This window comes from Cellulosimicrobium sp. NPDC057862 (assembly GCF_042797035.1).
Lineage (GTDB): Bacteria > Actinomycetota > Actinomycetes > Actinomycetales > Cellulomonadaceae > Cellulosimicrobium.
On the sequence record NZ_JBHVMH010000001.1, the window covers coordinates 111,655 to 137,152 of the forward strand.

Sequence of the window (25,498 nt, forward strand, 5' to 3'; positions counted from 1 at the left end):
CGTCGACCACGCCCCCTGCCCCCCCGCCGCGTCGCCGTCCTGACCGAGCGCCTGACCGGACGCGTCGACACGGCCGTCGCCGCCACCGCGCGGTTCCTCACCCGCTGGTCCGTCCCCGCGCTGCGCGTCGCCCTCGGGCTCGTGTTCCTCGGGTTCGGCGTCCTGAAGTTCGTCCCCGGCGCGAGCCCGGCGGAGTCGATCGCGGCACGGACCGTCGAGACGCTCACGTTCGGCCTCGTCGGCGGGACCGCGGCCGTGATCTTCACCGCCGTCCTGGAGACGTTCATCGGGCTGACCCTCCTCACCGGCCGCCTCCTGCGGGCCGGGCTGATCGCCCTCGCCGTCGCGATGGCCGGCATCCTGTCGCCGATCGTCCTGTTCGCCGACGAGCTCTTCGGCCACGGCATGACCCTCCTGGGTCAGTACGTGCTCAAGGACGTCGTCCTCGTCGCCGGAGCAGCTGTCGTCGCCGCCGTCGCCCTCGGGGCTCGCCTGAAGCTCGACGCATGACACCTCGGCGCTCCCACGCCTTCCCTGACCCGACGCACAGGACCCCGTGACCGGTACCGGTCGCGGGGTCCTGTCTGTCGGGGTGTCGACCTCGCCGTCGCGACGTAGAGCCTCCGGTCGCGACGTAGAACGCGACGAGCTCTCTCTCGCGACCGGACGTTCTACCTCGGCGGGAGACGGGCGCAGCTCCGTCAGGCGAGCGCGATCGTCAGGTACGCGCTGTTCGGGTCGGCCGTGTAGTCGGCGAACGGGGCGCACGGCACGAACCCGTGACGCGCGTAGAGCCGGCGGGCGGGCGCGAAGTAGTCCTCCGTACCCGTCTCCAGGCTCACGCGGTCCAGGCCCCGGTCGCGCGCGACGTCGAGCAGGTGCGCGAGGACCGTGGCGGCGACGCCCCGGCCCCGCGCGGCGGCCGTCGTGCGCATCGACTTGAGCTCGCCCAGCGTCGCGTCGTGCTGCTTGAGCGCGCCGCACCCCAGGAGCCCGCCGTCCGTGGCGCGCGCGGTGACGAACGTGATGTCCAACGCGCGCAGCCGCTCCACGTCCAGCGCGTGGACGCTCTCCGGCGGCGACGTCGCGTGCATGTCGTCCAGGTGCTCCTGCAGCAGCGCCAGCACGTCCTCGGCCGTCGGGTCCTCGACGGCGACGCGCACGTCCGCCCGGGTCGTCGTCTCGCTCACGCCCCGAGCGTGCCACACGACCCCGTACGCCCGTCGTCGCGTCCGGGGGCGAGCGCTGCGCCGACATCGAGCGCTGCGCCCGTGGACGAGCGAAGCGTCCGTGGACCCATCGCTCGCACCGTGACGCAGCGGCCGTTCGGGCCGGTCGGCCGTCGCGCGCGAGGTCAGGAGTCGAGCGACGCGAGCACCTCGTCGACGGCCGTCCAGAGCTGGCGGCGGACGCCGAGGTCCTCCGTCTCCGTGTCGGGGTCGCCCCAGGGCTGGTCCAGCCAGGGCGGCGTCGCGACGAAGTGGCTCGCGCCGTCGCCGTGGATCGCGACGGTCGTCCTGGCTCCCCGGTCGGCGAGGCTGCCCTCCGCGCGCCGCAGGAACGCGCACGAGTCCCACAGCTCGTCCTCGGTGCCGCACGCGAGCACGACGGGACCGTCGATCTGCTCGACGGGGATCCGGGCCTCGGGGCTCGCCGCGGTCTGCGCGTGCACGTCCGACGAGCACGGGAGGGGCTCGTCGCCCAGCGTCCAGGCAGAGCGCGTGTAGTCCGGGTACCCGCACATCACGGCATCGGCGCCGACCGGGGCGATCGCACCGTGCACGAGCTCCGGCCGGTTCGCCGCGAGCCACAGCGCCATCTCTCCGCCGCGCGAGACGCCGAACGCGAGGACGGCGTCGTCGTCCACACCCGGCTGCTCCCGGAGCCACGCGAGCGCGTGGAGGAACGTCTCGACCGGCACCTCCTCGAGCGACGACGGCTGGTCGACGCCCTGGAAGTACCCGATGCCGAGCGCCGGGTATCCCAGGCCGGCGACTGCCTCGGCGATCATCCGCCCGCCCTGCGACCCGCCGTCGGACCCGCCGAACGCGAGGACGGCGGGACGCGGGTCGTCGGCGGAGAGCCCTTCGGGGACCACGTACGCCCCGGGGAACCCCTCGGCCCCCGTCTCCCGGACGGTGACGTCGAAGGTCGGAGTCGGCCCGTCGGTGGCGGGGCCGGACGTCGGGTCGGTGGTCGGGTCGTCGGAGGCCGCACCCGCGGTGCACCCGGTGAGCACGACGGCGGCGAGAACGACGAGAGCGCACCGGCGGGTCGCGGTGCCGTGCGGACGGTCACGTCGTCGTGGGGCCATACGCCACCCTAGCGAGACGGGCGAGCACGGGCGACCACGGGCGAGCACGGGCCTGGATCGTCCCGGGGATCTCCCGGATCGGTGCCGCCATGTCTTCGGCGAGCGTCCTTTCTCACGGTCCAGCGACGTGACACTCCGCAGATGCGGGTCTATCGTCGCGATCATGCCGCACTTTCGGATTCGCGAGGCCGCGAGCCTGCTCGGGGTCAGCGACGACACCGTCCGCCGATGGGTCGACGCCGGCGACCTCGCCGCGAGCGTCGACGGCGCCGGGCGCAAGGTCGTCGACGGCGCGGAGCTCGCGCGCTTCGCCGTCGCCCAGTCGCACCCGACGCCCGACCCGTCCGGTGTCGCGCGCTCGGCGCGCAACCGGTTCGTCGGGATCGTGACGGACGTCGTCAGCGACACCGTCATGTCCCAGGTCGAGATGCTCTGCGGGGGCCAGCGCGTGGTCTCGCTCATGAGCACCGAGGCCGTGCGCGAGCTGCGTCTCGAGCCCGGAAGCCTGGCCGTCGCGGTCGTCAAGGCGACGACCGTCGTCGTCGAGACCCCTGGAGGAACCGCGTGAGCGCGTCCGCACGGCCCCGCACGACCACCCGCACGACCGCCTCGCGCCGCCGCGCCCGTGGAGCCCTCGCCGCGCTCGGGACGGCGGCCCTCGTCGCCGCGCTCGCCGCGTGCGGCACCGGTGCGGACGCCGGGGACGACGCCGCGCCGTCGGACGGCGCCACGGACGCCGCGAGCACGCCGGCCGAGGAGCGCACGCTCACGGTCCTCGCCGCGGCGTCGCTCCGCGACGTGTTCACGGACCTCGCGGCCGACTTCGAGGCCGAGCACGACGGCGTCACCGTGGCGCTCTCGTTCGCCGGGTCCGCCGACCTCGGCGACCAGATCCTCGCCGGGGCGCCGGCCGACGTCTTCGCGTCCGCGGACGAGCGCAACATGACCCGGGTCGTCGACGCGGGCGACGCGTCCGACCCCGTCGCCTTCGCGACGAACACGCTGACGATCGTCACCCCGCCCGGCAACCCGGCCGGCGTCGAGACGTTCGCCGACCTCGCGCGCGACGACGTCAAGGTCGTCGTGTGCGCGCCGGAGGTCCCGTGCGGCGGCGCGACCGACACGGTCGCCGAGGCTGCCGGCGTCACCATCCACCGCGTGAGCGAGGAGGCCAACGTCACCGACGTGCTCGCCAAGGTGACGTCAGGAGAGGCCGACGCCGGCCTCGTGTACGTCACTGACGCGACCCTCGCGGGCGACGACGTCGACGTGGTGGACGTGCCCGAGACCGACGCCGCGCTCAACGTCTACCCGATCGCGCTCGTCGCGGCGGCCGAGGAGGCCGGTCCGGAGCAGGTCGAGCTCGCGCAGGCGTGGATCGATCTCGTGACGGGCGACGCCGGGCAGGCCGCGCTCGCCGCCGCGGGCTTCGGCGCCCCGGACGCGGCGACGCCGTGACGTCCGCCCCGCCCCGCCGGTCCTGATGCGCGGGCTCCCCCGCTGGGTCCTCGTCCCGGCGCTGCTCGGCGCGCTGTTCGTCGTCGTCCCCGTGGCGGCGATGGTCGCGCGCGTCGAGCTGGCGCCGGGGCCGGACGGGACCGGCGGCTTCTGGGCCCTCGTGACGTCTCCGGCCGCGCTCGACGCCCTCGGCCTGTCGCTGCGCACCGCGCTCGTCGCGACGCTGTGCTGCGTGCTGCTCGGCACGCCCATGGCGCTCGTCCTCGCTCGCACGACGTTCCCCGGGCAGCGCGTCGCGCGCGCCCTCGTGCTGCTGCCGCTCGTCCTGCCGCCGGTCGTCGGCGGCATCGCGCTGCTCCACACCTTCGGGCGCCGCGGGCTGATCGGCCAGCACCTCGAGGTGCTGGGGATCGAGGTCGCGTTCACCACGACGGCCGTGGTCCTGGCCCAGACGTTCGTGGCGCTGCCCTTCCTCGTCCTGAGCCTCGAGGGCGCGCTGCGCACGCAGGACACGCGCCTCGAGGACGTCGCCGCGACGCTCGGCGCCCGCCCGACGACGGTGCTGCGCCGCGTCACGCTCCCCCGCGTCCTGCCGGGGCTGCTGTCGGGCGCGGTGCTCGCGTTCGCGCGGGCGCTCGGGGAGTTCGGCGCGACCCTCACCTTCGCGGGCGCTCTCCAGGGCGTCACGCAGACCCTGCCGCTCGAGATCTACCTCCAGCGCAGCGCCGACCCGGACGCCGCCGTCGCGCTCTCGTTCGTGCTCGTCGTGGTCGCGGTGCTCATCACGGCGGCCGTCCACGGTCCGCGCGTGCTCGGGGGTCCGGGTGCGCGCACGGCGCGTCCCCGGCGGGGGGCGCAGGACGCCCGCGCGGCGGGCACCGTGCCCGACGGCGGTCGGCGCGTCCGCGCGGACCTCTCACCCGGGAGCGGCGAGGGCCGGGCGGCGGTACCAGGCGCCGACCCGACGCCACGCGCCGAGACGCCCCCCGCCGCGCTCACCGTACGTGCCGTCGTGCCGGAGCGCGGCCTCGACGTCGACCTCGCGCTCGCCCCGGGCGAGGTCGTCGCGGTGCTCGGCGCCAACGGGGCAGGAAAGTCCACGCTCGTCCAGGTCGTGGCGGGCCTCCTCCCGCCCGGCGACGCGCACGACGCCCGGGTCGCCGTCGGGGACGACGACGTCACGCGGGTCGCACCGCGCCGCCGTCGGCTCGCGTGGCTCAGCCAGCGACCGCTGCTCTTCGAGAACCTCTCGGTCGAGGACAACGTCGCGTTCGGCCTCCGGGCACGCGGTGTGCCGCGTGCCCGCGCCCGCCGCGAGGCGCGGGCCGCGCTCGGGCACGTCGGCGCCGCCGACCTCGCGACCCGGCGCTCGACCGACCTCTCCGGCGGGCAGGCGCAGCGGGTCGCGATCGCCCGGGCGCTCGTCACCGACCCGCGCGTGCTCCTGCTCGACGAGCCGCTCGCGTCGCTCGACGTCGGCGTCGCGCAGCACGTGCGGTCGGTGCTGCACCACGCGCAGCGCGACCGACCCCGCACGACGCTCCTGGTGACCCACGACCTGCTCGACGTGCTGCTGCTGGCGGACCGCGTCGTCGTGCTGGAGGACGGCCGCGTCGTCGAGGACGGCCCGGTGGACCGGGTCCTCACGCGGCCGCGGTCCCGGTTCGCGGCCCGCCTCGCGGGCGTCAACCTGCTCGCGGGGAGCGTCGTGCACGTCGCCGTGCCGGAGCCCGTCACGGTGGGGAGCCTCGGGACGGGGCCGGGCAGGCAGGGCTCCGGCGGGGCGGACGCGGCTCTGGTCCCGACCGAGGCGGGACCGGACGAGGAGGCCGCCGCACGCGAGGCGACCCTCGCCGTCGACGGCACGCAGGTCCGTGTGCGCGGGACGGCGGACGAGCCGCTCGCCGCCGGGGACGGGGCCGTCGCGGTGTTCGAGCCGCGCACGGTCGCCGTCCACCGGGCGACGCCCGGGGGCAGCCCCCGCAACGCGTACCGGGTGGTCGTCACGAGCGTCGAGCCGCACGGTCCGCTGCTGCGCGTGTGGGGGCGCGTGACCGGCGAGGGCCCGGGCGACCCGGCCGCGGGGGCGACGACCGCCGTCGGGCACGACGCCCCGCGCCTGGCTGCGGACCTCACGCCGCGAGCCGTCGCCGAGCTGCGCCTGGTCCCGGCCGAGCGCGTCTGGTTCGTCGTCAAGGCGGCCGAGGTGCGCGTCCACCCCCGCTGACACGCCGAACCCGGGGTCGTTCCCCACGACGCGCCGGTCGTGAGGAACGACCCCGGGTTCGGCACCGCGGGCGTCAGACGGCGGCCGGTGCCTCCGGAGCGGGGGCGACGACCGCGTCCTCCGGGGTGGTCCGCGCGCCGCGGGACCACTCGCCGCCGCGTGCCGTGACCGCGACGAGCAGGACGACGAGCCCGACGGCCGTCATCGCCGCACCCGCCCACAGGGGCGACGTGAAGCCGAGCCCGGCGGCGATGGTCAGTCCGCCGATCCAGGCGCCGAGCGCGTTGCCGATGTTGAACGCGGCGATGTTCGCCCCCGACGCGAGGGTCGGCGCGCCCTGCGCGAACGACATGACGCGCATCTGGAGACCCGGGACGGTCGCGAACCCGAAGGCGCCCATGAGGACGAGGCTCACGACGGTCATCACCTGGCTCGTCGCGGTGAGCGCGAAGACGCCCAGCACCACGGTGAGCGCCGCGAACAGCACGACGAGCGTCGTGCCGAGGCGGCGGTCTGCCGCGCGCCCACCGACGAGGTTGCCGACGAACAGCCCGCCGCCGAACAGCACGAGCAGCCACGGGACCGACGCCGACGTGAACCCGCCCACCTCGGTGAGCGTGAACGCGATGTACGTGAAGGCGCCGAACATCCCGCCGAACCCGAGGACGGTGATGGCGATCGAGAACCACACCTGCGTGCTGCGGAAGGCGGCGAGCTCGCCGCGCAGCCCGGTGCGGGCCGACGCGCCGCCCGTGCCCGGGGCGACGGCCCCGCCGGGTGCCGTGGCGTCGTCGCGAGACCCGACGCGGGACGGGACCAGGAGTGCGATGCCCGCGAGCGCGACGACGCCGATGGCGGTGATGGCCCAGAACGTCGCGCGCCACCCGGCCGCCTGGCCGAGGAACGTGCCGAACGGGACGCCGAGCACGTTCGCGGTGGTCAGCCCGGCGAACATGATCGAGATGGCCCCGGCGCGCTTCTCGGGTGCGACGAGGTCGGCCGCGACGACGGCGCCGATCCCGAAGAACGCGCCGTGGCACAGCGCCGCGACGACGCGGCCGAGGAGCATGGCCTCGTACGTCGGCGCGACGGCCGACAGCAGGTTGCCCGCGATGAACAGGACCATGAGGCCGAGCAGGGCCTTCTTGCGGTCGACGCGCGTGAGGGCTGCGGTGAGGCCGATCGCGCCGACCGCGACGGACAGCGCGTAGCCCGAGATGAGGTAGCCGGCGACGGACTCGGTGACGCCGAAGTCCGCGGCGACCTCGGGCAGCAGGCCCATGATGACGAACTCGGTGAGCCCGATGCCGAAGCCCCCGATGGCGAGGGCCCAGAGGGCGACTGGCATGACGATCTCCTGGTACGGGACGTGGGGGTGGGGTCAGGTGGACCAAAGCGTGCGCACGCGTTCACCTGGCGCCTGCACTAGTTGCAGACGCTTGCTATCGATAGTTGCACACGCCGATTAGTTGCACAAGCGCTATAGTTGTGGGGTCACGCTCGCACCCGAGGAGGACGCCATGGGCATCGCCGACGACGCCGTCGAGGTCCGCGCGCAGGGCTGGCGCACGCTCGCCGCGCTGCACGGGCTCATCGACGCCGCGCTCGAGCGCGCCCTGCAGGCCGAGCACGACCTCTCGGTCGTCGAGTACACCGTCCTCGACGCGCTCTCCCGGCAGGACGGCTGGCACATGCGCATGCAGCAGCTCGCGCGCGCCGCCGCCCTCTCCCCCAGCGCGACCACCCGGCTCGTCAACCGGCTCGAGGACCGCGGGCTCCTCACGCGCATCCTGTGCCAGGACGATCGCCGAGGGATCTACACCGAGCTCACGCCCGCGGGCGAGGCGCTGCTGCTCGCCGCGCGGCCCACCCACGACGCAACCCTCGAGGCGGCCCTGCACGACGCGACCCAGGCGCCCGAGCTCGCGTCGCTCGTCGACGCGCTGCACGCGCTCCCGGCTCCCGCCGGCGCGGCATAGCCCGCCCGACGCAGCCTCGCCCGACGCGGCGCCACGATCGACCGTCCGGTCAGGCCCGCTGGTCGACCCCGCCGAGCGCGGCGCGGACCTCGCCGACGATCGCCGCCATCGCCGCCTCCGCCGCGCGCGGGTCGCCGTCCGCGACCGCGCGCGCGACCGCCTCGTGCTGGTCCAGCGCCTCGGGGACGGGGGACGCGGGCATGAGGCCCAGGTGGGTACGACCGCTGAGCACCGCGGCGACGACCCCGGCGAGGGCGCCGAACATCTCGTTGCCGCTCGCGCGCAGCAGCAGCTCGTGGAAGCGCACGTCGAGCGCGAGGAACTCCTCGAGATCCCCCGCCTCCCCGAGCATCCGCATGCGCGCCGCCGCCGCCACGAGCTCAGCGCGCTCGTCGTCGGTCGCGAACCGCGCGGCGCCCGCGGCGGCCAGCGGCTCGACGGCGTGGCGCAGCTCGGTGAGCGTGCGGAGCTGCGGGTCGCGCCCCGGACCCTCCAGGCGCCAGCGGATGACGCGCGGATCGAGCACGTTCCACTCCTCGATGCCGAGGACGACGAGCCCGACGCGACGCCTCGACCGCACGAGGCCGAGCCCTTCGAGCAGCCGCATGACCTCACGCGCGACGGTGCGCGAGACGCCGAACTCGGACCCGATCGACTCGAGCGTGAGCGGCGCGCCCGGCGAGACGCCTCCGCTGGTGATACGGCGTCCGAGGGCGTCGAGCACGGTGGTGTGCAGGACCGTCGTCGCCATGGTCAGCAGCCTAGCGGCGCCCATTGGTGATATCAATCACTTGCCAAAGGTGCTACCAATACCGCACAGTGGTCGGCAGTGGGGACCACGACGGTCGCCACCCGGGACGGGTTCCCGCCACGAGACGGCACCCCGACCGGACGCCCCGCCCGACACGGAAGTCGACACGATGGACACGGACGTCAGCACCACGGTCCGCGACGAGAGCGCCGCGACCGCCCAGGACCCGGCAGAGCGCACGGAGCCGCCCCAGCACCTCGTCGTCATGGGCGTCGCGGGCTCGGGCAAGACGACGGTCGCGACGCTGCTCGCGCAGCGCCTCGGGACCGAGTACGCCGAGGCCGACCAGTTCCACCCCGAGGCCAACATCGCCAAGATGAGCGCCGGGACGCCGCTCACGGACGAGGACCGCTGGCCGTGGCTCGAGGCGATCCGCGACTGGCTGAGCGTCGAGGCGGACGCCGGACGCTCCGGCGTCGTCACCTGCTCCGCGCTCAAGCGCTCCTACCGCGACCTGCTGCGCACCGCGCGCGGCCGCGTCTGCTTCGTCCACCTCGACGGCAGCCCCGAGCTCCTCGCCGAGCGCATGGAGCACCGCAGCGGCCACTTCATGCCCACGTCGCTCCTGCCCTCGCAGCTCGCCACGCTCGAGCCGCTGGACGACGACGAGCCCGGCTTCACGGTCGACGTCACCCGCACGCCGGAGGAGATCGCCGACCTCGTGCTCGACCGGCGCGCCGGCTGCGGGCGGACCGACCCCGGCACCTCGACCGGCGCCTCGACCGAGACGGAGGTGCGGTGATGATCGGCACGCTCACGCAGCACGCCACGACGTTCGCCCCGTCCGCCGTCGCGGCCGTCGCGCGCGCCGCGGAGGACACGCCCGCGACCGATGCCGGGACCGCCCAGCTCATCCTCGCCGCCGTCGTCGGCATCGCGACGATCGTCGTGCTCATCGTGTGGCTCAAGCTGCACCCGTTCCTGGCCCTCATGATCGGCTCGGCGGTGCTCGCGGTCGTGGCCGGGATCGACTTCGTCGACGCGTTCACCAGCTTCTCCGCCGGGCTCGGCTCGACCGTCGCCGGGGTCGGCGTGCTCATCGCACTCGGCGCGATCATCGGCAAGATGCTCATCGACTCCGGGGGCGCCGACCAGATCGTCGACACGATCCTCGGCAAGACGACGCCGCAGCGCCTGCCGTGGGCCATGGCGCTCATCGCCTTCGTCATCGGGATCCCGCTGTTCTTCGAGGTCGGCGTAGTCCTCCTCGTTCCGGTGGTCATGCTCGTGGCCAAGCGGGTGCGCACCAACCCGATCCTCGTCGGCATCCCCGCTCTCGCCGGTCTGTCGGCGCTGCACGGCCTCGTGCCGCCGCACCCCGGGCCGCTGCTCGCGATCGACGCGCTCGGAGCGGACCTCGGCCTGACGCTCGGCCTCGGCCTGCTCGTCGCGGTCCCGACCGTCGTCGTGTCCGGCCCCCTGCTCGCCAAGCCCCTCGCGCGCTGGGTGCCGCTCCCGCCGCCCACGTCCGTGCTCGGCGTGTCCGAGCGCGACGAGGACGCGCCGCGCCCGAGCTTCACCGTCTCCGTGGGCGTCGTCCTGCTGCCCGTGGTCCTCATGCTCGCGCGCACCCTCGTCGAGGTCAGCGGGTCCATCGACACCGGCTGGGGCCGCGTCTTCGAGTTCATCGGGACGCCGCTCGTCGCGCTCCTCATCACCGCGCTCGTCTCGCTCGTCGTGCTCGGCTCCGCGCTCGGCCGCACGCGCGACCAGGTGAGCAAGCTCGTCGACTCCTCGTTCGCGCCGATCGCGGGCATCCTCCTCATCGTCGGCGCCGGCGGCGGCTTCAAGCAGACGCTCGTCGACTCGGGCGTGGGCGACGTGGTCGCGAAGGGCATCTCGGACGCGAACATCACGCCGCTGCTCGCGGGCTGGCTCGTCGCCGTCCTCATCCGCGTCGCCACCGGGTCCGCGACCGTCGCGACCATCACCGCCGCGGGCATCATGGCCCCCATCGCCGCGACCCTCCCGCCGACGCACGCAGCGCTGCTCGTGCTCTCCATCGGCGCCGGGTCGGTGTTCCTGTCGCACGTCAACGACGCGGGCTTCTGGCTCGTCAAGGAGTACTTCGGCATGACGGTCGGGCAGACGTTCAAGACGTGGTCGCTCATGGAGTGCGTCCTGTCCGTCGTCGCGCTCGTCGTGATCCTCCTGCTCGGCCTCGTGGTCTAGCGCCCCGGGGCGGGGGCTCACGCCGGGTCGTGCCGCGCGTGGAAGTCCCGCAGCGCGGCACCGACCTCCTCGGGACGCTCGAACGGCAACGAGTGGGTCGCGCCGGGCCAGACACGGGCCTCGACGTCGGCGACGTTCTCCCGTGCGCGGGAGACTGCCGCGTCGGGGTCCGCGTTCACCGCGCTGTCCCCTGCCATCGCCGCCCAGACGGGCACGGCGAGAGCGCGGAGCTGGTCCGACGTGAAGAGCGCCGGGAACGACCGCCGGGAACGATAGTGGCGGGTCCCCGCCGCGATCACGGCGGTCACCGGGTCGTCCGGGTCGATCCGGTCGGTCCCGCCGATGCGGGCCAGCGCGACGTCGCGCCAGCGCTGCGGCAGGAACGGCACGGTCGACGGGATCGACAGCAGCACCACCTGTCAACGGATGCGCGAGAAGGTCTGCACGGGGTCGAGCAGGCTCAGCGACGCCACGCGGCCCGGGCGCCGCACCGCGAGGTTCGTCGCGCTCCACCCACCGAACGAGTGGCCGACCACGTGCACCCGGTCCGCGCCCATCCCGGCCAGGGCCTGGTCGATCCACGCGGCCTGGGCGTCCGGTGTCCGCAGCGGCGCGGTCTGCACGCTCAGTCCCGCGTCGCCGAGGGCGTCGAGCGCGTAGACCGGACGGTTCTCGAGGAGCGCCGGGAGGTTCGTCCCCCACATGGGGACGGCAGCGCCCCACCCCGGCAGGAGGAGCGCCGGGGTACGGTCGTGCGCACCGCTAGCGCCGTCCGACGGCGCGAACCGGTACGCGCGGACGGTCCCGAAACCTGTCGGGACGTCCCACGCGCGTTCCGGCGGCGGCAGAGCGGCCATCGCCACGCGGTAGGCGGACTCGAACGCCTCCCGGCCGGAATCGTCGCGCCATCCTCCGACCCCGGAGGAGCGGTCTTCCCGCGGCGCGGTCGTCTTCTCGGCCATGCGGCCACGGTCCCATCCTGGCGGTTGCAATGCAAGTGCATCGTAACGACCGGAGGCGTGCGAGGATCGACCCGTGCCTCGCGACGTGGACCACGACCAGCGCCGCCGCGAGATCGTCCTCGCGGTGTGGACGATCGTCGCGCGCCGAGGCATCGAGGGCGTCACGCTGCGCGGCGTCGCCGCCGAGGCCGGCATCTCCATGGGCCGCGTCCAGCACTACTTCGGCACGCGCGACGAGCTCGTGCGGCACGCGTGCCGCCTCATGGTCGAGGGCGCCCGGGCCGAGCACGCCGCGCAGGGCGAGGCGCTGCCGCCCGTCGAGCGGCTGCGGCTGCTCGTCCATCGTGCCGTCCCGACGACGCCCGGCTTCACCCTGGGCGTCGCCGTCTGGACCGCATTCCACGCGAAGAGCGTCGACGACCCCGAGATCGCGACGATCCTCGCCGACGCGCACCGGGGCGGCGTCCGCGAGGGTGCCGCCCTGGTCTCCGAGGCCCGCGAACGGGGCGACCTGCCCGACGGCGAGGACGCCGACGCGCTCGCGCTGCGCCTCCTCGCCCTCGCCGAAGGTTACGGTGCGCGCGTGCTCGTCGGCAGCCTCGACGCCGCCGACGCGCTCGCCTCGCTCGATCGCGAGATCGAACGCACCACCGCGGCGCCGCGCGCCTGAGCGCGCGACGCCGCCGCGCTCGCTCCGGGTGCTCCCTGGCCAGGACCGTCTCGACCGCGTCGCGAGGACCGCCCGGGCGCGAGGCCCGGGCGGTCCCGTCATGGTGAGCGTCAGCTCCGGTCGGTGAAGACCGGGGTGTAGGCGGCCGGGTCCGCGACCCAGGACTTCCGGCGGAAGCGCTGGAGCGACAGGCCGACGAGCGTGAGCAGCCCGGCCATCACGAGCAGCCCCAGGTCACCGCCCGCACCGGTGGTGGCGAGGGCCGTCGGGGCCGACGCCATGACGGTCGAACCGCCGGTCACGGCCATGGCGCCGTTCCCGGTGACCGGGTTCAGCACGCGGGTCACGGTGCCGTCCGTGCCGTCCGAGGTCCCCGGGTCAGCGGGGTCGGTCGGATCGGACGGGTCCGTCGGGTCCGTCGGGTCCGTCGGGTCGGTCGGGTCCGTCGGGTCCGTCGGGTCGGTCGGGTCCGTCGGGTCGGTGGGGACCGCCGCCGTCGGGCACGCGGCGGAGGCGTCGCCCAGCAGGCCCACACCCACACCACAGACCGTGACGGGGACCGTCACCGGCAGGTCGACGTCGAGGTCGGGCAGCGCGCCGAGCACGCCGTCGTCCCCGAGAACTCCGTCGAGCAGGCCGTCGTCGCCGAGCACGCCGTCCAGCAGACCGTCACCCGACGAACCGCCGCCGAGCAGGTCGTCCACGAGACCGTCCTCGCCGATGACCCCGTCCAGGAGGCCGTCGTCCCCGCCGAGCACGCCGTCGCCCAGGAGACCGTCGCCGAGCAGGTCGTCGACGAGGCCGCCGTCGCCCAGGACGCCGTCGAGCAGGCCCGAGCCGTCGGACGTGTCGCCGGAGCCGGCACCGTCGCCGGAGCCCGCACCGGCGCCACCGCCGACCGTCGCGTCGCCACCGACGCCGACCGCGACGCCCGAGACGTCCACGGGGACCGTCACCGGCACGTCGACGTCCACGTCCGCCGCGCCCGCCGGGGCGGGCTCGGGGGCGGGTGCTGGTGCTGGCGCCGGGTCCGTGGCCGGCGCCACCGCGGCGTCGCCCAGGACGCCGACGGCGACGCCCGACACGTCCACGGGGACCGTCACCGGGACGTCCACGTCGATGTCCGCCGGACCCGCCGGGGCGGGCTCCGGAGCAGGCGCGGGGGCCGGCTCGGCGGCCGGGGCGGCGGGCGCCGGGGTCACGGTCGCGTCGCCGAGGGCGCCCACCGCGACGTCGGACACGGTCACGGGGACGTGCACGGGCACGTCGACCGAGACGTCGGGCAGGGCTTCGGTCACCTGGCTCAGCGGAGCCTCGACCGAGACGTCCAGCCCGAGGTCGCCGAGGAGGTCGCCCTCGGCTGCGTGGGCCGCTCCGGCCCCGACGACCACGAGGCCGCCTGTGACGAGCGCTGTGCGCAGCGCGCGCCGAACGAAGGTGTGCATGATCGTTCTCTTTCCTGCTCAGAAGTGGCTGGCGCACGACGGCGCCGGGTCGCGTCTGCCGCGCGGGGCGCGGCGGCGGACCACCTCAGGCAGGAGAGACGGGGACCTCGAAGAACGTCGAGGGGTGCTTCGACCGCGCGTCGTCGACGACGGCGGTCCAGGACGAGAGCGCGGGGGCGCCGGCGCCGTGGCCGACCGCCGCGAGGTCGCCGCCCGACCCGGCGCGCTGCGCGCTGCCGGAGGGGGTGGGCGTGGTGCCGAGCCCGCCGTCGGCAGGGATGCCGCGAGGTGTTGCGGGACCGCCCGCAGGCGCGGCGGTGCCCGGCGGGGCGTCGACGAGGGCGGCCCCATCGTCGATCCCCGAGCGCGACACGCCGGACTCCGACGGGCCTGCGCGGTCCGCCCCGGTCGCGGGTGCGGACGGCAGCACGCCGCCCGGCGCGAGCGGGGCCGGCGGTGCCGTCGGGCCGAGGTCGGGGGCGATCGGTGCGGAGCTCTCCGGTTCCACCGGGCCGGTCGGGGCCGGAGCCTCGGGGCCCGTCCCGGGCGCCTCGGGGAGCACGGGCGCGAGCGGGTCCAGCGGCGTGAGCGGCCCGGTGACGGGACCGAGCACCGGCTCGGTGACCGGCGCCAGCACGTCGAGGACAGGGGCCAGCGCCTCCAGGACAGGCGTCACCGGGTCGAGCGCCGGAGCCACGGTCTCGAGGACCGGGTTCACCACCGGTGCGACCGCCTCGACGACCGGCGTCGCGGCCGGCACGACCGCGTCGAGGACCGGCGTGGTCACGGGCGCGACGGCATCGGTCACGGGCTGCACGACGGGCGCCACCGGCGCCACGGCCTGCTCGACCACGGGAGCGACCGGAGCGACGACCTTCTCGACCACCGGGGCGACGGGCCGCACGACCTCCTCGACCACGGGGGCGGCCGGGGTCACGACCTTCTCGACGACCGGGGCGACCGGCCGGACGACCGGGGCGACGACGTCGCGCACGACCGGCTCCACGACCTCCTGCACGACCGGGTCGACGACGGTCTGGACCGTCGAGGTCACGGGCGACAGGGCCTTGCCGAGACCGAGCGGGTCGTCCGCGGCGGACGCGCCGCCCGCGGTCGCGACGGCGAACGCGAGGCCGGCACCGAGGCCGCCACCGGCCACGAGAGCGCGCACGAGCCAGCGACGGGCGGCTGGTGCGCGCCTGCCCTGCGCGTCGTGCGTCGCGTCCATCGTGCGCCCCGTGGGTCGTCGGTGCAGCGAAGGGTCGGGCCGGCAGGCCCGTCCGGGGTCACGGTAGGCATGCCCGTGTGACGCTCACCACCGGGAGCGCCCGATTTCACCCGACGGTTGCCCCGAACACCAGGCCGAGCAGGTAGGTCGCCGCGGCGGCGCCGAACCCGATGGCGATCTGCCGCAGGGCTCGCGTGAGCGGCGAGGTCCCCGAGAGCAGGCCGACCGTGGCGCCGGTGGCGAGGAGCGCGATCCCCACCAGGAGGGCCGCCACGCCCACGGCCACGAGGCCCGTGAGGCCGAAGAGGTAGGGCAGCACCGGGATGAGCGCGCCCGACGCGAAGAAGAGGAACGACGACACCGCCGCCCCCATCGCCGTCCCGTGCGTCTCGTGCTCGTCCGTGCTGGGCGGCGGGGCGATGACGGTCTGCTGCGTGTACGTCGCGAGGACGTCGGCGGCGTGGTCCTCGGCCTCGGCGGGTGCCATGCCGCGCGCCCGGTAGACGAGCGCGAGCTCGTTCGCGTCGACGTCGAGGTCGGGGAGCGCTGCGGACGCCTGCGGGCTGGGCGTCGAGGCGTCGAGCAGCTCGCGCTGCGAGCGCACCGACACGTACTCCCCCGCGCCCATCGACAGCGCACCCGCGAGCAGGCCCGCGAGACCCGAGAGGAGGACGGTGCTGTTCGACGCCCCGGACGCCCCGATGCCGAGGATCAGCGCGAGGTTGGACACGAGCCCGTCGTTCGCGCCGAACACCGCCGCGCGGAACGTGCCCGACATCCGGTTGCGCCCGCGCGTCGCGAGCCCGCGCACGACCTCCTCGTGGATCCGCTCGTCCGCGGCCATCGTCGGTGTCGCGTCGGCGTCGGTGTCGTACGTCGAGCGCGCCTCGGCCCGCTGCGCGAGCGCGAGGACGAACACGCCGCCGAAGCGGCGCGCGAGCCAGCCGAGCGTCCGCGTGCGCCAGTCGCCGCGCAGAGGCTTGCCGACGTCGTCGCCGAGCAGGTCGAGCCAGTGCCGCTCGTGCCGCTTCTCCGCGTCCGCGAGCGCCAGGAGGATGTCGCGCTCCTCCCCGCTGCGACGGCTCGCGAGGTCGCGGTAGACGGCGGCCTCCGCGCGCTCGTCGGCGAGGAACCGGCGCCACCTCCGCACCTCCTGCGGCGTCGGCGGGCCCCCGAGGGCCGGCGACGAGCCCGGGAGCGCCACCGCCCCCGTCGGTGCCCCCACCGGGGGTTCGGGCGGCGTGCCGGACGGCTGCGCGGGTGTCGTGGGCATGCCTCCATGATCGCGATTTCCGGCCGTGCCGTGTTGCGCGCGGCCGAACGAGGTCCCGGGGGTCTCCCCGACCCGTGTTCCGGACGTCCCCAACCTCGGACCGGCCCGTCGTCCGCCGCCGTGGTTGGATCGGAGCATGACCACTGGAGAGAACGAGCTGTCCCGCCCCGAGGTCGACGCGCCGGAGGGTCCCGCCCCCACGGAGCTCGTCGTCGAGGACATCACCGTCGGCGACGGCCCCGAGGCCACGCCGGGCGCGACCGTGAACGTGCACTATCTCGGCGTCGAGTACGAGACGGGCGAGGAGTTCGACGCCTCGTGGAACCGCGGGCAGTCGATCAACTTCCCGCTGCGCAGCCTCATCGCGGGCTGGCAGCAGGGCATCCCCGGCATGAAGGTCGGCGGGCGGCGCAAGCTCGTCGTGCCGCCGGAGCTCGCCTACGGCCCCGCGGGCGGCGGCCACCGCCTGTCCGGCAAGACGCTGATCTTCGTCATCGACCTGCTGGGCGTGTCCTGACCGATCCGCTGACGAGCAGGAGGGCCCCGGTCGTCGACCGGGGCCCTCGTGCTCTCTGCCCTGCGGCCGGCGCTCGTGCGACAGGCTCTACCGCGCCGGGCCGGGGCACGTGACCAGCGCGGCGTCCGCCTCCGGGACGGTGACACCGGGCGCGGGGCTCGCGATCGCCGCCGGACGGGCGACGTCCCGCTCCCGGCGGGCCGCCCGGAGGCGGACCACGGCGTCCACGAGGACGCCGAGGAGGATCCCGCCGACGACCCCCACCACGACGGCGAGGAGCGGGCTGTCGCCGACCCAGGCGGCGGCGAGCGTGCCGATGAGGACCGAGTACGTGGCCCAGGCGACCGAGGCGACGGCGGAGAGCGCCATGAAGCGGCGCCGCGAGAAGCCCACGGCCCCCGCGGTCACGTTGACCGCCGTCCGCCCGACGGGCACGAACCGGGCACCCAGGACGACGGACGCGCCGCGCCGGTCGAGGGACCGCGTCGCCCACGCGACGGCACGCTGACCGCGCGGACCGCGCAGCGCCGGCAGCGCCCGCGTGCCGAGCGCCCGCCCGAGCGCGTAGGCGAGCTGGTCGCCGCACCACGCGCCGAGCGCGGCGACGAGCAGCACGAGCCCCCAGGCCACGCCCCCGCCGGACTGCGCCCCCACCGCGAGCATCACGATCACGGTCTCGCCGGGGATCGGCGGGAAGAACCCGTCGCCCGCGGTCGTCGCGAAGAGCGTCGGCAGCGCCCACACAGAGTCGACGAGCGCGAGCAGCCACGCCTCGACCTGTCCCCACAGCTCCACGACCCACGCGACCATGCGTCCCAGCCTCGACGGCGCGACCGCCGAGCACCATGGGGTATCCCCCCGGTTCTCCCCTGAGGTGACCCCGACCCGGCGATCGCGGACGGTGGTCCCACGACCCTCCGGTCCGGGGGACAATGTGGCTCGACGCATTCGCCTCCCCGCGCCGCAGCCGGCGGGCGGGGACGTCCGTGATCGAGGAGCGCTGTGATCACTGTCAGCACCGACGGCTCGTGCCTGAGCAACCCGGGCGGCGCCATCGGGTGGGCGTGGATCAACCACGACGGCACGTTCGACTCCGGCGGCGCCGTGAGCGGGACCAACCAGGTCGCCGAGCTGACCGCGCTGCTCCAGGCGGTCCGCGCGCACCCGGGTGCGGAGCCGCTGCTCATCGAGTCCGACTCGCAGTACGCCATCAAGTGCGCGTCCGAGTGGGTCGTCGCCTGGAAGCGCAAGGGGTGGCGCACCGCGGGTGGTCAGCCCGTGAAGAACCTCGAGCTCGTCCAGGCGATCGACCGGGTCATCACCGAGCGCGCGGGGCCGGTGCGGTTCCGCTGGGTGCGCGGCCACGTCGGCGACCCGTTCAACGAGCGCGCCGACCAGCTCGCGGGACTCGCCGCCCAGGACTGGGCCGCCGGTCGCGGCGACCTCGACGGCACGCTCGTCCCCGAGCTCGGCGACCCCACGCGACCGGCGGGTCGGGTGCCTGCCTCCGCGCCCGCCGTCTCGCACGCCGCGGCGCCGAGGCAGCCGGCGCCCGAGCCCGCGTGGGACATGGACACCCTGTTCGACTGACGCTCGGGACCGGGCGCACGGGACGGCCGCGCGGTCGCGCATGATGAGTCCGTGACGACACGCACCCCCGCCGACCTCGTCCGCGAGTTCTTCGCCGTCGTGCGCTCGGGCGACGACCCGGGCCGCGCGGCCGAGTACCTGGCTCCCCTCGTCGCGGCGCACCAGGTGACGTCCGAGGCGCCGACGACGGTCCGGCGCACCCCCGAGCAGTACGCCGAGCACGTCGAGGAGATGCTCACCGCGTACGGGCGCTTCGCCCTGACGGTCGACGAGCTCCTCGCGGACGGCGACCGCGTGTACGTGCGCTGGACCCAGCGCGGCCGCCACGTCGGCGAGGTGGACGGCCACGCGCCGACCGGGGCGGAGGTCGTGCAGGTCGCGAGCTGCGTCTACCGCGTCGCGGACGACCGCGTGGTGGAGTACTGGATGCAGATCGACCGGGCGGGCCTCGCCGCGCAGCTCGGGGCCGCGACGGCTCCTGCTCGACCGTCGGCGGCGGGTGCGACGATGGTCCGGTGACCGTCCTGCCGAGCCCGATCCCGAGCCCCGGCCCAGCGCCCGCCGAGCACGCGGTGGGCGACGGTCCGGGCCCCGTCGCGCACGCCGTGGCCGGCGAGCCGCTCGTCCGGCGCGTCCGGTCGGACCGGCCCCTGGACCTGCACCTCACGCTCGGCCGGCTCTCCCGCGGGCCCCACGACCCGACGTTCCGCCGCACGCCGTCCGGGGACGTCTGGCGCACGACGCGGATGCCCTCCGGCCCCGCGACCTGCCGCCTCGCGCAGACCGGGCCGCGCGACGCCGTCGGGCACGCCTGGGGACCGGGCGCCCACGAGGCGCTCGACGCCCTCCCCCACCTGCTGGGCGAGCACGACGACGACACCGGCTTCACCCCGCCCGCGCCCCTGCGGGACGCGCACCGGCGCAGCCCCGGCCTGCGCATCCCCCGCACCGGGCGCGTGCTGGAGGCGCTCGTGCCCGCGATCCTGGAGCAGCGCGTCCAGACGGTCGCCGCGTGGCGCTCGTGGGGCTGGCTCCTGCGCCGGTACGGCGAGCGCGCGCCGGGTCCCGCGGGCGACGCCGGGATGCTCGTCGTGCCCGACGCCGCCACCTGGGCGCGCGTCCCGTCCTGGGACTGGCACCGCGCGAACGTCGACCCGGGACGTGCGCGGACCGTCGTCGCGGCCGCTCGCGTCGCCCGCCGCCTCGAGGAGTGCGGCGCGCTGCTCGACGCGCAGGGCGCCGCCGCCGCGCACGCCCGGCTCCAGGCGGTCCCGGGCGTGGGCGTGTGGACCGCGGCCGAGGTCGCGCAGCGCGCTCTCGGCGACGCCGACGCCGTGTCCGTGGGCGACTACCACCTCGCCAAGGCGGTCGGCTGGGCGCTCGTCGGCGAGCGCGTCGACGACGAACGCATGCTCGAGCTGCTCGCGCCGTACTCCCCGCACCGCTACCGCGTCGTCCGGCTCCTGGAGCTCTCCGGGAGGGCGCACGCCCCACGGCGCGGGCCGCGCCTCTCGATCCAGGACCATCGGGCGAACTGACCGGACCTCGGGGCGCCGCGACGGCGCACGACGGCGCGCTCGGTCGTCAGCCGACCGTCCCGGCGGAGGCGAGCAGGCCGGCCTCGAGATCGTCGGCGACGCACTGCGTCGCGCGGTCCCGGGCCGACGACCCGGCGCCCGCCGCCTGCTCGGCCGCCTCCCGTGCGTCGGCGCACGCCGCCCGGCGCTCAGCCGTGGTCGCCACCGGGCTCACGTCCGCGAGCGCGGCGAGCGCCTCCGCGTGGCCCGGGAGGTCGTCCACGGAGCGCGGGGCGAGGAACCGCACCGGTCCGTCGGTCGCCGTGCCCGTCCCGTCCCAGGTCGCCACGCACTCCGCGACGTCGCAGGCCTCCAGCAGACCGGTGGACGTCGGCGGGTGGACCGGCTGGTAGTCCGAGAGCACGCCGCGAGGCTGGGGGACGGTCCCCGTACCGGCGTCGACGGTGAGCGCCCAGAGGACCGCGTGCGCGAACGTGACCCCCTCGGCCGTGGCCTCGGGCTCGACCTCGCCGCCCGACAGCAGCACGGGGAGGCTCCGCTCCTGCGCGCCGTCCGTGCCGAGCGCGTCCCACAGGAGGAGGGCGTGGTCCCCGACGCCGTCGTCCTGCGTCGCTCCCAGGACGAGCGCGTGCCGCTCGTCCGGGCTGACGAGCACGGCAGTCGACGTGTCGGGCGTCGTCCAGACGGGCGGGGGGAGGGTCGTGGCGTCCACGAGCGCCCCGAACGTGGCGTCGTCCCCCACGTGCACGTCGACGCGCGCGGGGGCCTCCCCGGCGGACCCGTGCAGGACGAGCAGGAAGCGCTGCCCGTCGGCCCAGGCGTCGAGCCCGGTGTCGAGGACCGTGAGCCCGTCGGCGCGTTCGACGCCGCGCGCCCGCGGGTCCATGAGCCGCACGCCGTCGACCGGCTCGAGGTCCGGGGCGGACGCTGCGGACGGTGGCGCCGCCGGCGCCACCGGTGCCGCGTCCTCCAGCGCGGGCAGCCCGACTGCGCCGCCCACGACCAGCGTCGCGGCCAGACCGGCCCCGACCGCCGCGCTCCGGGCGCGTCGGCGGCGCAGACCGCGTCGCACGCTCCCCAAGGCCACCTCTCCCGACACGTGCGACCCGCGCACGCCGGCGTCGGCCCGTTCCCGCAGCAGCGCCGCGTACTCCTCGTCCGTGCTCATCCCTGCTCCCCCGTCGTCGTCCTGGGCACCGGCCGGCGGCCGGTGTCGTCGTGCTCCTCCGTCACGCGGAGGATGGTGCGCAGGCGGGCGAGGCCGCGAGCCGACGCCGACTTCACGGTGCCCACCGGGACGCCGAGCTCTGCGGCGGTCTCCGCCTCCGAGAGGTCGAGGAGGTGCCGCAGCACGACGACCCGACGCTGGCGTGCGGGCAGCTCGCGCAGCGCACGCACGAGCTCGTCGCGCACGCCCACGGCCTCGGTCACGTCGCTCCGGGCACCGAGACCGGCGTGCAGCGCCTCGTCGGTGAGCAGCACGGTCGGCCGCGCGCGGCGCCACGTGTCGATCCGCGCGTTCGACAGCACCCGGCGCGCGTAGAGGAAGGGGTCGCCGGCCCGTGCCCGGGACCACGACCTGTACGTCCGCTCGAGGGTCGTCTGGAGGAGCTCCTCCGCCCGGTACCCGTCCCCCGCGAGGAACAGGGCCAGGCGGTGGAGCCCCTGCCCGTGCCGGTCGACGAAGGCGACGAACTCCGTGTCCCGGTCCGCGGCGGTCACCACGACGCGGATGCGTCCCCCTGGCGGCGCATCCACCTCGTCGAAACCTGCCTCGGCACTCGTCACGCGTCCCCCTCGTCGACCGGCCCGCGAGGCCGTTCCCTCGCGCACGCCTCTTCACACGCCGCCGGGACGCCCGAGGTTCCGTCCGGGCGCACATTCGTCCACACGGATCTCCGGACGGTCGCCCCGGAGCGTCCGCCGGGGTCCGGACGCGCGACGGCCCGGCCCCGGATCGGTTCCGGGGCCGGGCCGTCGCGCGTCGCGCCTCCCGCCGAGGCGGGCGACGCCTGGTTCACTCGGGGAGCGCGCACACCCCGTCGACGCAGACCGCGGCGTCGTCCGCGCCGACGAGCGTGAGCCCGGGGGCGCTCTCGCGGTGCGGGGCTGCGGCGTCGGCGGCGCTCACGCTCATGAGCGTGGTGCGACGCGGGTTCGCGATGGAGTGGTAGAGGTTCGTCGTGGTGTCGGTCATCTGAGGCCTCCTCGTGGGAATCACGGGCGCCGGTGCACGTGTGGAGCCGGCGTCGGTGCGGGCTGCGTCCCAGTCTCCGTGATACCGAGTCGCAGGTCCACCGCACCGGGGTGTGAGATACGTCGCTCTCCGAACCTGGTCTCGCAGAGCGGACAGGTCAGGCGGCGTCGCGCTCCGCGACCGCCTGCTGCAGCACCTGGACGAAGACCGCCGGGTCCTGGGCGCCCGAGACGCCGTACCGGCCGTCGACGACGAAGAACGGCACCCCGTTGATCCCGTAGGCGCGCGCCTGGTCGATGTCCGCCTGGACGTCCTCCGCGTAGCGCCCGTCCTCGAGGGCGGCGACGACCTCCGTGCGGTCGAGCCCGACCTCGGCGGCGAGGTCGGCGAGCTCCTCGACGCGGCCCACGTGCCGGCCCTCCTCGAAGTACGCCTTGAGGAGGCGCTCCTTCATCTCGACCTGCTTGCCGTGCGCCTTCGCGTGGTGCAGCAGCTCGTGGGCGGTGAGCGTCTTGGTGTGCTGGAGCGCGTCGAAGTCGTAGGAGAGGCCCTCAGCGGCGGCGAGCTGGGTCATCTGCCCGAGCATCTGCTCGACCTGCGCGCGCGGCATGCCCTTGTGCCCCGCGAGGAAGTCCACCTCGGTGCCGTCGAAGTCGACGGGCGTGTCCGGCGCCAGCTCGAACGAGTGGTACTCGATGTCGACCTGAGGTCCGTCGCCGGCCTCGGCGAGCCGACCGAGCGCCGTCTCGATGCGCCGCTTGCCGACGTAGCACCAGGGGCACGCGACGTCGGACCAGATGTCGATCTTCACCGTGGGGGCGGACACGTCCGTCGCGGCGGGGCTGTTCGTGGTCATGTGACCGTTCAACCATCTGGACGACCGCACGATTCCCTCGCGGGCCGGCGTCAGGGCGTGACGTGCGCCGCACGGTAGAGGTCCTGGAGCACCAGGATCTCCGCGCCGTGGTGGATCAGCTCGCGGTTCATGTGCGCGACCAGGTGGACGAACGGCGCCTGGGCGTCGATCTCCGTCGCCTGGCTCAGCCCGACGGTGAACGCGCCCTCGTCGGGCAGCGCGTCCACGCCCGCCCGCCACCGGTCCACCTCCTGCCGCAGGCCCGCGACCGCCGGCCCGACCTCGCCCGAGAACGCCACCGCGTCCCGGCGACGCTCGTGCGGCCCGAACGTCCACTCCCACCGCTCGAAGAAGGCCTCGGTGAGGTGCGCGACCAGCCACCCGATCGTCCTCGGCTGCGACGAGTCCGGACCCTCCGGCCACTCCATCACCCAGTCGCCGACGCCGAGCGTGCGCGGCGTGCGCTCCGTGCCGCGGCGCACGACGCGCAACGAGTCCGGGCCGGGCTCCCACTCGAGCTCCGCCTGGGTGAGGGTCGCGAGCCGCTCCGCGACCTCGAGCCACGAGAACCCGAGCTGGCCGCGCACGACGGCGAGCGACGTCGGGACCGTGAGGATCGACCAGTCGAACTCGGGGCTCCCGTACGCGATCTCCCCGTCCGCCGTCTCGTGCACCATGTCGCTTCCCTCCTGCGGCGCCGTCGCCGCCCGTCGTCTCGGTACCGACGCTAACGGGGACCACCGACGCCGGCGCGCGAGAATGGGTCTCGACCTCTCCGTCTCCCGCCTCGTCCACCGGAGTCCTCGTGCGCGTCCGCCCCCGTACCGTCCTGCTCGTCGCGACCGGGATCGCCGTCGTCCTGCTCGGCGCCCTCGTCGTCTTCCTCGCGATCAACGGCGTCGACGGCATCCCCGGCTGACGCCCCGACGCGCGCCCCGGGCGTCCCCGGGTGATCCTGCTGGAGGACCCCCGCAGGAAGGCCGACCCGTGACCGCGACCGACACCTCCCCCGACCCGCAGCTCGTCCTCGTGCGCCACGGCGAGACGGAGTGGAGCGCGAGCGGTCGGCACACCGGCCGGTCGGACATCCCGCTCACCGTCGCGGGCGAGCAGCAGGCCGTCGCGGCCGGTGTGTGGCTGCAGCGGTGGGCGGACCACCGGGGGCGACGCCCCGCCGTCGTCCTCTCGAGCCCGCGCCAGCGAGCGCGCCGCACCGCCGACCTCGCCGGGTTCCCCGACGCCGCGACCGACGACGACCTCGCCGAGTGGGACTACGGCCCCGTCGAGGGCCGGACCGCGGTCGCGGTCGGCGAGCAGCTCGGGCACGAGTGGCTGATCTTCCGGGACGGCGTGAACGTGCTCGCCGCCGCGAACGGGCACCGCGGCGAGGAGCTCGCCGAGGTCGCCGCCCGGGGCGAGCGCGTGCTCGAGCGGGTCGAGCCGACGCTTCGGCGCGGTGACGACGTCGTCCTGTTCGCGCACGGGCACCTGCTCCGCGTCCTCGCGACCGTGTGGCTCGGGGTCGACCCGTCCCTGGGCGCACGGTTCGAGCTCGGCACGGCCGCGATCTGCCTGCTGGGCTACGGGCACGGGCTGCGCACGGTCGAGGGCTGGAACCTCTCGGCACAGGCCTGAGCCCGGGTGGCCGACCGGCGGGACGGCCCTCCCCCTGCGGACCGCGAGGTGGCACGATGCTGCCCATGGGTCTGAGCGAGAAGCACCTCACCGAGGGTGAGCACGTCGTCATGGAGCTCAAGGAGCACGCCAAGGCGATGTTCTGGCCGTTCGTGCTGCTGGTCGTGCTCGTCGCCGCCGTCGTCGTGACGGTCGTGCTCGTCCCGAACGACGTCGTCCGCTGGGTCGTCGCGGGCCTCGCCCTCGTCGCGGCGATCGTCTGGGTGCTGGTGCCGTGGCTGCGCTGGCGGACCACGGAGTACACCGTGACCAACAAGCGCATCGCGATGCGCTCGGGCATCATCACGCGCACCGGCCGTGACATCCCGCTCTACCGCATCAACGACGTGAACTACGAGAAGGGCCCGATCGACCGGATCTTCGGGTGCGGGACGCTCGTCATCTCCGACGCGACCGACAAGCCGGGCCTGAACCTGCACGACGTGCCCGACGTCGAGAACGTCCAGGTCCGCCTGCACGACCTGCTGTTCACCGCCGACGACGGCTCGGACGACGGCGAGTGGCCGCCGAACGAGCCGCCGCGCGGCCCGCGCGCCCCCCGCATCCCGCGCGCGGAGCGCTGACGC

The 25,498-nt window shown here is 75.4% G+C and carries 29 protein-coding genes; 14 read left to right on the forward strand and 15 right to left on the reverse strand.

Going from position 1 to position 25,498, the window contains the following annotated elements:
- Window positions 1–141: 141 nt before the first annotated feature.
- Window positions 142–510: a DoxX family protein gene (locus ACFVN3_RS00475; protein WP_378229445.1), complete on the forward strand. Its 369-nt coding sequence runs from the start codon at window positions 142–144 to the stop codon at window positions 508–510.
- A gap of 191 nt (window positions 511–701) precedes the next feature.
- On the opposite strand, the gene ACFVN3_RS00480 is transcribed toward ACFVN3_RS00475, so the two are convergent.
- Both ACFVN3_RS00480 and ACFVN3_RS00485 read right to left on the reverse strand, forming a co-directional pair.
- A complete protein-coding gene (locus ACFVN3_RS00480; protein WP_378229447.1) occupies window positions 702–1,190 on the reverse strand; it encodes a GNAT family N-acetyltransferase in 489 nt (162 codons plus the stop codon).
- A gap of 164 nt (window positions 1,191–1,354) precedes the next feature.
- Window positions 1,355–2,314, reverse strand: a complete 960-nt coding sequence (locus tag ACFVN3_RS00485; protein WP_378229449.1) for an acyl-CoA thioester hydrolase/BAAT C-terminal domain-containing protein — start codon at window positions 2,312–2,314, stop codon at window positions 1,355–1,357.
- Between the two features lie 163 nt (window positions 2,315–2,477).
- On the opposite strand from ACFVN3_RS00485, the gene ACFVN3_RS00490 reads away from it, so the two are divergent.
- Genes ACFVN3_RS00490 through ACFVN3_RS00500 form a run of 3 tightly spaced genes read left to right on the forward strand, consistent with a single transcriptional unit; the run spans window position 2,478 to window position 5,999 of the window.
- The gene (locus tag ACFVN3_RS00490) at window positions 2,478–2,882 is read left to right on the forward strand and encodes a molybdopterin-binding protein (RefSeq protein WP_378229451.1); all 405 of its coding nucleotides are present in this window, start codon (window positions 2,478–2,480) and stop codon (window positions 2,880–2,882) included.
- On the forward strand, window positions 2,879–3,772 hold the full coding sequence (modA, locus tag ACFVN3_RS00495) for a molybdate ABC transporter substrate-binding protein (protein ID WP_378229453.1): 894 nt from the start codon (window positions 2,879–2,881) through the stop codon (window positions 3,770–3,772). The genes ACFVN3_RS00490 and modA overlap by 4 nt, the downstream gene beginning before the upstream one ends.
- Window positions 3,773–3,797: 25 nt before the next feature.
- Entirely contained in the window at window positions 3,798–5,999 is a 2,202-nt protein-coding gene (locus tag ACFVN3_RS00500; protein WP_378229455.1) for an ABC transporter permease, read from the forward strand.
- Between the two features lie 73 nt (window positions 6,000–6,072).
- On the opposite strand, the gene ACFVN3_RS00505 is transcribed toward ACFVN3_RS00500, so the two are convergent.
- Window positions 6,073–7,347 carry an MFS transporter gene (locus ACFVN3_RS00505; protein WP_378229457.1) on the reverse strand — a complete coding sequence of 425 codons (1,275 nt, stop codon included), beginning with the start codon at window positions 7,345–7,347 and terminating at the stop codon, window positions 6,073–6,075.
- Between the two features lie 172 nt (window positions 7,348–7,519).
- Between ACFVN3_RS00505 and ACFVN3_RS00510 the strand changes: the two genes are divergently transcribed.
- Window positions 7,520–7,978 (forward strand): MarR family winged helix-turn-helix transcriptional regulator, encoded by a 459-nt coding sequence (locus ACFVN3_RS00510; RefSeq protein ID WP_378229459.1) that lies wholly within the window; start codon window positions 7,520–7,522, stop codon window positions 7,976–7,978.
- Window positions 7,979–8,027: 49 nt separating this feature from the next.
- On the opposite strand, the gene ACFVN3_RS00515 is transcribed toward ACFVN3_RS00510, so the two are convergent.
- Window positions 8,028–8,729 (reverse strand): FadR/GntR family transcriptional regulator, encoded by a 702-nt coding sequence (locus tag ACFVN3_RS00515; protein WP_378229461.1) that lies wholly within the window; start codon window positions 8,727–8,729, stop codon window positions 8,028–8,030.
- 169 nt (window positions 8,730–8,898) lie between these two features.
- Here ACFVN3_RS00515 and ACFVN3_RS00520 point away from each other — a divergent pair, with 169 nt between their 5' ends.
- Together ACFVN3_RS00520 and ACFVN3_RS00525 are read left to right on the forward strand one after the other, a co-directional pair.
- Complete coding sequence (locus ACFVN3_RS00520) at window positions 8,899–9,531, forward strand: gluconokinase (RefSeq protein ID WP_378229463.1); 633 nt, start codon at window positions 8,899–8,901, stop codon at window positions 9,529–9,531.
- Entirely contained in the window at window positions 9,531–10,961 is a 1,431-nt protein-coding gene (locus ACFVN3_RS00525) for a gluconate:H+ symporter (RefSeq protein ID WP_378229465.1), read from the forward strand. Before ACFVN3_RS00520 ends, ACFVN3_RS00525 begins: the two co-directional genes overlap by 1 nt.
- Before the next feature lie 17 nt (window positions 10,962–10,978).
- Here the strand turns inward: ACFVN3_RS00525 and ACFVN3_RS00530 are convergent, their stop codons facing one another.
- Entirely contained in the window at window positions 10,979–11,377 is a 399-nt protein-coding gene (locus ACFVN3_RS00530; RefSeq protein WP_378229467.1) for an alpha/beta fold hydrolase, read from the reverse strand.
- A 3-nt stretch (window positions 11,378–11,380) separates the two neighbouring features.
- Window positions 11,381–11,923: an alpha/beta fold hydrolase gene (locus ACFVN3_RS00535; RefSeq protein ID WP_378229469.1), complete on the reverse strand. Its 543-nt coding sequence runs from the start codon at window positions 11,921–11,923 to the stop codon at window positions 11,381–11,383.
- 73 nt (window positions 11,924–11,996) lie between these two features.
- Here ACFVN3_RS00535 and ACFVN3_RS00540 point away from each other — a divergent pair, with 73 nt between their 5' ends.
- Complete coding sequence (locus ACFVN3_RS00540) at window positions 11,997–12,593, forward strand: TetR/AcrR family transcriptional regulator (RefSeq protein ID WP_378229471.1); 597 nt, start codon at window positions 11,997–11,999, stop codon at window positions 12,591–12,593.
- Window positions 12,594–12,703: 110 nt separating this feature from the next.
- On the opposite strand, the gene ACFVN3_RS00545 is transcribed toward ACFVN3_RS00540, so the two are convergent.
- The 3 genes from ACFVN3_RS00545 to ACFVN3_RS00555 form a co-directional block, all read right to left on the reverse strand.
- The gene (locus ACFVN3_RS00545) at window positions 12,704–14,038 is read right to left on the reverse strand and encodes a hypothetical protein (protein WP_378229473.1); all 1,335 of its coding nucleotides are present in this window, start codon (window positions 14,036–14,038) and stop codon (window positions 12,704–12,706) included.
- Window positions 14,039–14,123: 85 nt separating this feature from the next.
- Complete coding sequence (locus ACFVN3_RS00550; RefSeq protein WP_378229475.1) at window positions 14,124–15,266, reverse strand: hypothetical protein; 1,143 nt, start codon at window positions 15,264–15,266, stop codon at window positions 14,124–14,126.
- Window positions 15,267–15,372: 106 nt separating this feature from the next.
- On the reverse strand, window positions 15,373–16,539 hold the full coding sequence (locus ACFVN3_RS00555; protein ID WP_378229477.1) for a VIT1/CCC1 family protein: 1,167 nt from the start codon (window positions 16,537–16,539) through the stop codon (window positions 15,373–15,375).
- Window positions 16,540–16,675: 136 nt separating this feature from the next.
- Here ACFVN3_RS00555 and ACFVN3_RS00560 point away from each other — a divergent pair, with 136 nt between their 5' ends.
- Complete coding sequence (locus ACFVN3_RS00560; protein ID WP_087470098.1) at window positions 16,676–17,056, forward strand: FKBP-type peptidyl-prolyl cis-trans isomerase; 381 nt, start codon at window positions 16,676–16,678, stop codon at window positions 17,054–17,056.
- An 87-nt stretch (window positions 17,057–17,143) separates the two neighbouring features.
- Here ACFVN3_RS00560 and ACFVN3_RS00565 read toward each other — a convergent pair whose 3' ends face one another.
- Window positions 17,144–17,866, reverse strand: coding sequence for a DedA family protein (locus ACFVN3_RS00565; protein ID WP_378229479.1), 723 nt, complete (start codon window positions 17,864–17,866; stop codon window positions 17,144–17,146).
- 192 nt (window positions 17,867–18,058) lie between these two features.
- Here ACFVN3_RS00565 and ACFVN3_RS00570 point away from each other — a divergent pair, with 192 nt between their 5' ends.
- Genes ACFVN3_RS00570 through ACFVN3_RS00580 form a run of 3 tightly spaced genes read left to right on the forward strand, consistent with a single transcriptional unit; the run spans window position 18,059 to window position 20,184 of the window.
- Window positions 18,059–18,646, forward strand: a complete 588-nt coding sequence (locus tag ACFVN3_RS00570) for a ribonuclease H (protein ID WP_378229481.1) — start codon at window positions 18,059–18,061, stop codon at window positions 18,644–18,646.
- A 51-nt stretch (window positions 18,647–18,697) separates the two neighbouring features.
- Entirely contained in the window at window positions 18,698–19,165 is a 468-nt protein-coding gene (locus ACFVN3_RS00575) for an ester cyclase (RefSeq protein ID WP_378229483.1), read from the forward strand.
- Window positions 19,162–20,184 (forward strand): DNA-3-methyladenine glycosylase family protein, encoded by a 1,023-nt coding sequence (locus ACFVN3_RS00580; protein WP_378229485.1) that lies wholly within the window; start codon window positions 19,162–19,164, stop codon window positions 20,182–20,184. Before ACFVN3_RS00575 ends, ACFVN3_RS00580 begins: the two co-directional genes overlap by 4 nt.
- Before the next feature lie 46 nt (window positions 20,185–20,230).
- Here ACFVN3_RS00580 and ACFVN3_RS00585 read toward each other — a convergent pair whose 3' ends face one another.
- The 5 genes from ACFVN3_RS00585 to ACFVN3_RS00605 all read right to left on the reverse strand — a co-directional run bounded on the left by ACFVN3_RS00585 (window position 20,231) and on the right by ACFVN3_RS00605 (window position 23,914).
- On the reverse strand, window positions 20,231–21,352 hold the full coding sequence (locus tag ACFVN3_RS00585) for a hypothetical protein (protein ID WP_378229487.1): 1,122 nt from the start codon (window positions 21,350–21,352) through the stop codon (window positions 20,231–20,233).
- A complete protein-coding gene (locus ACFVN3_RS00590) occupies window positions 21,349–21,972 on the reverse strand; it encodes a SigE family RNA polymerase sigma factor (RefSeq protein WP_378229488.1) in 624 nt (207 codons plus the stop codon). Before ACFVN3_RS00590 ends, ACFVN3_RS00585 begins: the two co-directional genes overlap by 4 nt.
- Before the next feature lie 229 nt (window positions 21,973–22,201).
- Window positions 22,202–22,381 (reverse strand): hypothetical protein, encoded by a 180-nt coding sequence (locus tag ACFVN3_RS00595; protein ID WP_378229490.1) that lies wholly within the window; start codon window positions 22,379–22,381, stop codon window positions 22,202–22,204.
- Between the two features lie 157 nt (window positions 22,382–22,538).
- Window positions 22,539–23,237 (reverse strand): DsbA family protein, encoded by a 699-nt coding sequence (locus tag ACFVN3_RS00600; protein WP_378229492.1) that lies wholly within the window; start codon window positions 23,235–23,237, stop codon window positions 22,539–22,541.
- Window positions 23,238–23,287: 50 nt separating this feature from the next.
- Complete coding sequence (locus ACFVN3_RS00605) at window positions 23,288–23,914, reverse strand: DinB family protein (protein ID WP_378229494.1); 627 nt, start codon at window positions 23,912–23,914, stop codon at window positions 23,288–23,290.
- A gap of 310 nt (window positions 23,915–24,224) precedes the next feature.
- On the opposite strand from ACFVN3_RS00605, the gene ACFVN3_RS00610 reads away from it, so the two are divergent.
- A complete protein-coding gene (locus ACFVN3_RS00610; protein WP_378229496.1) occupies window positions 24,225–24,872 on the forward strand; it encodes a histidine phosphatase family protein in 648 nt (215 codons plus the stop codon).
- A 65-nt stretch (window positions 24,873–24,937) separates the two neighbouring features.
- On the forward strand, window positions 24,938–25,495 hold the full coding sequence (locus ACFVN3_RS00615) for a PH domain-containing protein (protein WP_378229498.1): 558 nt from the start codon (window positions 24,938–24,940) through the stop codon (window positions 25,493–25,495).
- Window positions 25,496–25,498 lie beyond the last annotated feature (3 nt).